The following is a 6,317-nucleotide window of genomic DNA, read 5'->3' on the forward strand; positions in this document are numbered from 1 at the left end:
GCCCGGGGCCAAAATTCATGCAGATCAGTGGGGCCAAATCACTTGACGAAACGCAGCTATTTCTGGCACTGACCAGACGTGCCCGTGTGGATGCCCCCTCGTCAACGAGGAATCCATCAAGTCCGGGCAGTGTTTGGAGTGCTACTACTCCGGCGGGGTGACCCAGTGAACGCCCCACCCGACACGCTGCTGATGCTCTCCGGCGGCATCGACTCGGCGTTCTGTCTCTGGCAGCGGGTGCAGGCCGGACTGCCCACCCGGACACATCACGTCCACTTCCAAAACTCGGACAATCGCGCCGACGCCGAAGCCGCCGCCGTCGCCGACATCTTGGAGTGGCTGGCCCGCAACGGTGGCCACGGGTTGATCACGCACACCGCGAGCCGGCTGGACCATGGGGACCTTGCCCTGCATGGGCTCTGGGACGGCTTCATGCTCGCCTTCTGGGCGGGCGCCATCCTGCACGCCGATCCGTTCATCGCCAGCGTGATCGTCGGGGTACAAGCCGACGATGCCGGACCTCGTGACGACGTACGTGACCAGCTTTTCTGGCGGATCGCGGCCAACGTTGGCCGCCGCCAGTTCTGGCTTTCGCATCCGGCCCGGAGTCTGACCAAGCGCGACATTATCGCTGCGATGCCGCCGGAGTTGGTCGACCTGTGCTGGTCCTGCCGCCGACCGCAGGACGGGCACCCGTGCCATAGCTGTCACACCTGCCGGCTTGTGGACGCGGCGAGGGGAGTCCGGCCTTGACCGCCCCCACCCGCCGGGGCCGCCCGGACACCGCCCCACCGCCATGGATGGTGCTCCTCGGCGCGATCCTGGCCGATGTTCCGCGCCTGCCTGGACAGGCTGCTTGCTGGCGGCACGTTGAGACGTTCGACCGGGGCCGCGGACGGTGACCGCGAAGCCGTCCAGGAGGCCATCGAGGTCTGCGGCCGATGCCCGGTACGTGATCGCTGCGCCGAATGGATTGCCCGCGCTCACCCGCAACGGCCGCCACCCGGAGTCTGGGCCGGCCGCTACCAACCACAACCCACCACCCGACGGAAGAAGGCAACAACATGACCAATTACGGCCCCTATGTCCCTGGCGAAACCTTCCCGGTGCTCGACGCCGACCGCCGGTCGGACCAATACCGGTCTGGTTCTGTAGAACCAGACCGGTCGGAGTCCGCGCCTACCGCGAATATCAACGCCACGTCATCGCCGAATGCGGCTTCACCGAGCCCTACATCAGCGAGACCGACGATTGGTGCACGATGCCGCTACGCGTCGTCGTGGACAGCGCCTCAGACGTGCACATCGAGTTCGGACCCTATGACCTCAACATCGCCGACATTCAGGCACTACAGCGCGCAATCGGCACCTACTACGAGAACGTCAACCGCAGCCGGCTGCGGGTCATCGGTGGCGGGGGAAACCAGTGACCGACACCGCTCTCGCCACCCGTTGCCCGACTTGCCACGTACCACCGGGCGAGCCGTGCCACCGTGGCATTCCGTCGCCGCACAGGGCACGTCAGGACCGCGCGCGGTCCCTTGAAATCGCCACCACTCGAAAGGAATACCGATGACCCCCGAAGCAGCCGAGGAAATCGACGCCGCCCGTGATGCGCTCGCCCTGGTCGACGCCGCACTATCCGGCGACAATTCCGCCGCGCAATTCATCGCCGGAACCTATGTCGATAACGCGGGAGTATTGCTTAGGCAATTACTCAGCATCACCGAAGTGTTCGCCCGTCGCCTCGGCGAACTCACCGAGACCGGCCCCCACCAAATTGTCCAATGGCTGCGCGACGGTGTAGCCACAACCGAAGGAGAAATCAGTGAGTAGCACCGAGACCCCCACCGAAACCGAGGTGGCCGACACCCCGACGACCGAGGTTCAGCCCGAACCTGAGTCCGCCGAGCGGGCGCCGGACCCTGTGGCGGACGACGCCGATAGCGATGCCGCAGAGCAGTTCTCACGTGACTACGTCGAGAAACTTCGGAAGGAATCCGCCGGCTACCGCGACCGCGCCAAGGCTGCCGAGGCCGCCGTTGAAGCCCTCCAGCGCCAGCAGGTCGAGCGCCTGGCCGATGACGCGGGAATCAAGCCCGCCGCTATCTGGGCGGTCGCCGAACTGGGCGCCCTGATCGGCGAAGATGGCAGCGTCGACGCCGAACTGGTCAAGGGCGCAATCGGTACCGCGCGAAGCACTCTCGGGGTCAGCGGGCGGCCACAGCCACCACGGTCCCGGAATATGTTCGCCAGCGGCAGTGGTGTCCCGCAGGAGACGCCGAAGGGATTCGCGGAAGCATTTGCCCCGCGTGAAAGGTAGTAGACTTGGCCCAACTCGCCTGATGCGGGAAATAGGTCGCGGCCCGGAGCCACGCCATCAATCACTTGATGTGCGCGCTTCCGGGCCGCACCCGTTGAAAGGCAGTCCATGACTATCGAATTGACCACATCGACCACGGCGGGCGCCTGGTCGCCGGATCAGTACAGCTTCGCTGCGGCCGATGTCGTTCCCGAAGCATTGATTTTGAAGACCAGCACCGTCTCCGGGCACATCGAAGGCGACAGCCCGTCTTTGAGGGTTGCGTACATCACCGACGACGAATCAGCCGCCTACGTCGCAGAGGGCGCCCAGATCACCGACAGCGGCCCGACACTGTCCGAGGCCACCGTGCACGTCAAGAAGCTGGCCCGCCTGGTCAGCTTGTCCCGCGAGCAGTTCAACAAACCGGAGACCGCAACCCAGACCGCCCAGAGCGTGGCACGCGACCTGATCCGCAAGGCGGACCTGTCCTACCTTGCTGAGAGCGCGCCGACACCGCCGGCCACCGGGTCCACCGGCATCCTGAACACCGCGAATGTCGTCGACGGTGGCGAGGTCGCCGCCAACCTCGACGGCCTGGTGGACCTGGTAGCCGAACTGGAAGCCAACCTCGCCACCCCGCAGTACATCGTGGTGTCGCCGGACGTGTGGGCATCATTGAGGAAGCTGAAAGTAGGCGGCGACCAAATCAATGCCAGCCTGTTGGGTGCCGGCACGACTGATGCTGTTCCGATGCTGCTCGGCCTGCCGGTGCTGCGGTCACCGTTCATCCCGGCAGGCAGTGGCCTGGTCATCGACCCGGCGGCAATCGTGGCCGCCGTCGGCCCGCTGAACATCGCCCAGAGTGAGCATGCACTTTTCGCCGAGGACAGCGTCATGTTGCGCGCCACCTGGGCAATCGGCTGGCAGGTCATGCGGCCCTCCCGTATCGGCCGGTTCACCATCGCCAGCGACGACGGCAGCAGTTAGACCGGTCCGGCCGTCGGAGTACACGCCGATACCGCCCGGCGGCCGGACCTTCAAAACACCAACGGCTGGTCGCCCAACTCCTCGACCAGCCGGTGACGCCGACCCCAGTTCGTGTGAGGGGACTGAGGTTGTGGCGGAAGTCGGCCCGACACCTTGCCCTCGTCAGCCAAGGTGTCGGGCCGCACCCATGCATAACTATGCAGCGACCTGGCCGGCAGCGATGATGCGGACGCCCGCACGCAAGCCCCTGACCTGCGACGATGGTGGGGGAGTGCCCCTGACCTGCACCGATCCGCCGCTCGCGGCTTAGGCATCTGTGTGTGCCACCCCCTACCCCCCACTGGACTGCATAATCATGAATGGTTACGGAAGGCGGCGCGGATGCCCGAGTACGACTCACTGAATGAGGCGATGGAGGCCGGCGACGAGCTGGCGGAGGCGGAGATCCGCTATCGGCTGCTGGCGGAAGTGTTCGAGGCGATGCCGCAGCTTCGAGGCAACCTCAACTCGGCACTGGAACGGGCCAAGGCAGAGATCATCCGGTTGCGGGCGCTCGCCAAGCCGGAGGTCGACTCGGGCGAGGAGAAGCCGCTCGGCAAGGTGGTCGCGTTCGATGCCGGCCGCTTCCGCAAGTCGTCAGGGGATGCTTTGACCTAACGCGCGTTAGTTGCGCTTCCTGCCCTCGCCCGCCCGGGGCGCACACTTCCTGACCTGCACGAAAAGGCCCCCGACATCGCGTCAGGGGCCGATTCGTCGTGCTGGGGCCGGTCAGTCGGTTCTGCTTTCCAGGTACCGGTCAAGTGCCTTCGCCTGATCTACCAAGGCGTTGGCCTGCATCGTCAACGACATGATCGTGGACGACACTTCACTGCGGGAGCATTCGCCCAGCGGCTTGAAGCTTCCCGGCTCGACCTCAAGGAACGCGGGCACCTGCCCAGGATTACGGGCATCGTCGTCGGCGGGACCGGCCCCCGTGAACATCTCGCTCATCGGGTCACCGTACCGTTGCCGCCCAGCGCGTCGAGGCCAGTTGCGGTCGTCATGACCGTGACTCCCCGATGTCGCGGTGGAATCGGCAAGCCTCATCGGCTGCATTGACCCGCCGCCGGCACGGCTTGCCCGTCGTCGGCGCGATCCGGCCGCAGCGGACCGACCTATCTTCTACGCGCCGCCGAATCCAGATAGGCAGCGCGCCGGGGTATTCGTGTGCCGGGAAGCGGAAGCCTGGACACTCGGCGCCGTCCCCGCCGTCCGGGTCCATGAGCCAGAAGCTGCGATGCCCGCTCAGGTTGACGCATTCGACCAGCCGCCAGTTGGGCGCCCCGGAGGCGGTGAGGTCAACACCGTCGATTACCCGCGGGGCATTGTCGTCGGTGCTCATCGGGCGTAGACCTGTTCAACGGTCAGCTTGCCGATCCCGACGCCCGCGGCGTGGGTGATGTCGGCGACGAACTCGCCGTGTTCGTCCAAGTAGGGACGTAAGGCTTGAAGTGCTTCATCGGCGGCGCGGATGTGTCGGCGCGCTTCCATGATGAGGCTGAGCCGGTTGTCGGCTGCGGTGCTGCTGTTCATGCTCGGCATGTTGGCACCGGGGTCCGACAGGTTTTTCTTGCCGGCGCCGGCAAAAAGGGCGGCCGGCCCGTCCGAGCACTGGCGGCTGTGCTGGCCGATGGCGTGGCAGCACGGGTGATAGGTGCTGTTGACTGGGTGTGGTGTGGTGGTGGACATGGCGACTCCGTTCAGAGGGTTTTCTGAACAGTCGGAAATGTTTTCGACAGAGGCAACGCAAGTTGGCCGGGTGAGTGTGGCCGATCGGATGGGCGATGGCATGGTCGATGTCGCAGTAGGTGGCGGGGCGATCGCAACCGGGGAATCGGCAGGTCATATCCCGGGCGCGAATGAACGCGGCCAGGGCGGCTGAGGGTCGGTAGCGCGGCTCGGCGGGCGCATCGCCGGGGTGGTGCAGCGGTTTGACGGTGGCGCCACCGCGAATCAGCTGCGCCAGCAGCGGCCCGGGTACGCTGCCACCGCCGATGATGCGCCCCGACGGCGCGGGACGAGCTTGGCGTTGCTTTCCGGCCGGCTCGGAATCGCCGCAGGGCTCGCCATTGCCGAACTGCGGGTCTGCGGCGGCATTCAGTGCGGCTTGGTCGGCCACGACGTAGACGGTCACGTTGGTCGAGCGGGCATCGGAACCGGCAGACGACGGGCAGTCGCTGTTGTCGCAGGCACAAGACAGCGTCTCGGCCCCCACGGCCAGGGCGCCCAGGGCATCGGCGCGGCGCTGGGCGAGGGTGCGCGGGTCGTCGTCGCAGACGGCGTTGGCCATCTGGGCCAGCCGCTGGGCGAGGGCGGCGGCGTCGGCGTCGAGCATCCGGCCCCACATTCCGGTGGTGCCGTTCTCACTGTTGCGCGTGTCGACGACCACATCGCGGCCACGCGCACTGTGATGGTGGCGCCGGATGGCTTTCGGGTCGTGCCGGTCGATCAGCGCGTCGATGGCCGCAGCGGCCTTGGCCGCCGACAGTCTTCCGAGGCCGGTGGCGACCCCGACGAGTTCGGAGTCGACGGCGTGCAGCAGGTAGGGGTCGGTGATCAAGCCGGTGTGCCAGACGATCGTGGAGACCAACCGAACGCTGATCATGCCGTCCAGAAACGACGCAGCGACCTTCGGCAGCCGGTCGCGCAGCGCCGAGGCCAGATACAGCTGGGATGACGCCATACCGTGGCTGATGCGCTCTGCGGCGGCGACTTCGGACGCCGCGACGTCCCAGTAATCGCAGGACCAGCGTGATCGGTTCACCGCATCGGTCCCGCGAGTGCGTCGTGCCACCAACTCGCCGATCGCGGCGAGCCGGCGGGCCGCCGCAGCGGCCTCCACCCGGGCCCAGCCTCCGATCGCGTCCACCAGGGAGGCGTCGTCGACTTCGGCCAGGTCAGCGGGCTCGGTGAACTGCGACTCGAACATATATGCGGCTCCTCAGGTTCTCGTGGGGAGTGTGACCTGCAGTCCTCCTAGGCAGAGG

The 6,317-nt window shown here is 66.5% G+C and carries 11 protein-coding genes; 8 read left to right on the forward strand and 3 right to left on the reverse strand.

Features of this window, described 5'->3' with window-relative positions:
- Positions 1 to 165: 165 nt before the first annotated feature.
- The 8 genes from K6T84_RS23545 (at position 166) to K6T84_RS23570 (ending at position 3,948) form a co-directional block, all read left to right on the forward strand.
- Positions 166 to 753 carry a 7-cyano-7-deazaguanine synthase gene (locus tag K6T84_RS23545; protein ID WP_329786958.1) on the forward strand — a complete coding sequence of 196 codons (588 nt, stop codon included), beginning with the start codon at positions 166 to 168 and terminating at the stop codon, positions 751 to 753.
- Positions 754 to 828: 75 nt separating this feature from the next.
- Positions 829 to 1,068 carry a WhiB family transcriptional regulator gene (locus K6T84_RS23935; RefSeq protein WP_408066179.1) on the forward strand — a complete coding sequence of 80 codons (240 nt, stop codon included), beginning with the start codon at positions 829 to 831 and terminating at the stop codon, positions 1,066 to 1,068.
- Positions 1,069 to 1,261: 193 nt separating this feature from the next.
- Positions 1,262 to 1,429 carry a hypothetical protein gene (locus K6T84_RS23550; RefSeq protein WP_329786959.1) on the forward strand — a complete coding sequence of 56 codons (168 nt, stop codon included), beginning with the start codon at positions 1,262 to 1,264 and terminating at the stop codon, positions 1,427 to 1,429.
- Entirely contained in the window at positions 1,426 to 1,575 is a 150-nt protein-coding gene (locus K6T84_RS23970) for a zinc finger domain-containing protein (protein ID WP_456341111.1), read from the forward strand. The genes K6T84_RS23550 and K6T84_RS23970 overlap by 4 nt, the downstream gene beginning before the upstream one ends.
- Positions 1,572 to 1,835: a hypothetical protein gene (locus tag K6T84_RS23555; protein WP_329786960.1), complete on the forward strand. Its 264-nt coding sequence runs from the start codon at positions 1,572 to 1,574 to the stop codon at positions 1,833 to 1,835. The genes K6T84_RS23970 and K6T84_RS23555 overlap by 4 nt, the downstream gene beginning before the upstream one ends.
- Positions 1,828 to 2,322 (forward strand): hypothetical protein, encoded by a 495-nt coding sequence (locus K6T84_RS23560; RefSeq protein ID WP_329786961.1) that lies wholly within the window; start codon positions 1,828 to 1,830, stop codon positions 2,320 to 2,322. Before K6T84_RS23555 ends, K6T84_RS23560 begins: the two co-directional genes overlap by 8 nt.
- 108 nt (positions 2,323 to 2,430) lie before the next feature.
- Positions 2,431 to 3,291 (forward strand): phage major capsid protein, encoded by an 861-nt coding sequence (locus K6T84_RS23565; protein WP_329786962.1) that lies wholly within the window; start codon positions 2,431 to 2,433, stop codon positions 3,289 to 3,291.
- Between the two features lie 381 nt (positions 3,292 to 3,672).
- Positions 3,673 to 3,948 carry a hypothetical protein gene (locus tag K6T84_RS23570; RefSeq protein WP_329786963.1) on the forward strand — a complete coding sequence of 92 codons (276 nt, stop codon included), beginning with the start codon at positions 3,673 to 3,675 and terminating at the stop codon, positions 3,946 to 3,948.
- Between the two features lie 111 nt (positions 3,949 to 4,059).
- On the opposite strand, the gene K6T84_RS23575 is transcribed toward K6T84_RS23570, so the two are convergent.
- The 3 genes from K6T84_RS23575 to K6T84_RS23585 form a co-directional block, all read right to left on the reverse strand.
- On the reverse strand, positions 4,060 to 4,281 hold the full coding sequence (locus tag K6T84_RS23575) for a hypothetical protein (RefSeq protein ID WP_329786964.1): 222 nt from the start codon (positions 4,279 to 4,281) through the stop codon (positions 4,060 to 4,062).
- A 49-nt stretch (positions 4,282 to 4,330) separates the two neighbouring features.
- Positions 4,331 to 4,672: a hypothetical protein gene (locus K6T84_RS23580; RefSeq protein ID WP_224860640.1), complete on the reverse strand. Its 342-nt coding sequence runs from the start codon at positions 4,670 to 4,672 to the stop codon at positions 4,331 to 4,333.
- A gap of 114 nt (positions 4,673 to 4,786) precedes the next feature.
- Complete coding sequence (locus K6T84_RS23585) at positions 4,787 to 6,259, reverse strand: HNH endonuclease signature motif containing protein (protein ID WP_329786965.1); 1,473 nt, start codon at positions 6,257 to 6,259, stop codon at positions 4,787 to 4,789.
- Between the last annotated feature and the right edge of the window lie 58 nt (positions 6,260 to 6,317).

It is taken from the genome of Mycobacterium zoologicum (assembly GCF_020181635.2).
GTDB lineage: Bacteria > Actinomycetota > Actinomycetes > Mycobacteriales > Mycobacteriaceae > Mycobacterium > Mycobacterium zoologicum.

Excerpts from the sequence above, each read along its gene's own strand:
- K6T84_RS23580 (WP_224860640.1), bottom strand. The coding sequence starts at position 4,672 with ATGAGCACCGACGACAATGCCCCGCGGGTAATCGACGGTGTTGACCTC.
- K6T84_RS23555 (WP_329786960.1), top strand. The coding sequence starts at position 1,572 with ATGACCCCCGAAGCAGCCGAGGAAATCGACGCCGCCCGTGATGCGCTC.
- K6T84_RS23585 (WP_329786965.1), bottom strand. The coding sequence starts at position 6,259 with ATGTTCGAGTCGCAGTTCACCGAGCCCGCTGACCTGGCCGAAGTCGAC.
- K6T84_RS23550 (WP_329786959.1), top strand. The coding sequence starts at position 1,262 with ATGCCGCTACGCGTCGTCGTGGACAGCGCCTCAGACGTGCACATCGAG.
- K6T84_RS23570 (WP_329786963.1), top strand. The coding sequence starts at position 3,673 with ATGCCCGAGTACGACTCACTGAATGAGGCGATGGAGGCCGGCGACGAG.
- K6T84_RS23565 (WP_329786962.1), top strand. The coding sequence starts at position 2,431 with ATGACTATCGAATTGACCACATCGACCACGGCGGGCGCCTGGTCGCCG.
- K6T84_RS23575 (WP_329786964.1), bottom strand. The coding sequence starts at position 4,281 with ATGAGCGAGATGTTCACGGGGGCCGGTCCCGCCGACGACGATGCCCGT.
- K6T84_RS23935 (WP_408066179.1), top strand. The coding sequence starts at position 829 with ATGTTCCGCGCCTGCCTGGACAGGCTGCTTGCTGGCGGCACGTTGAGA.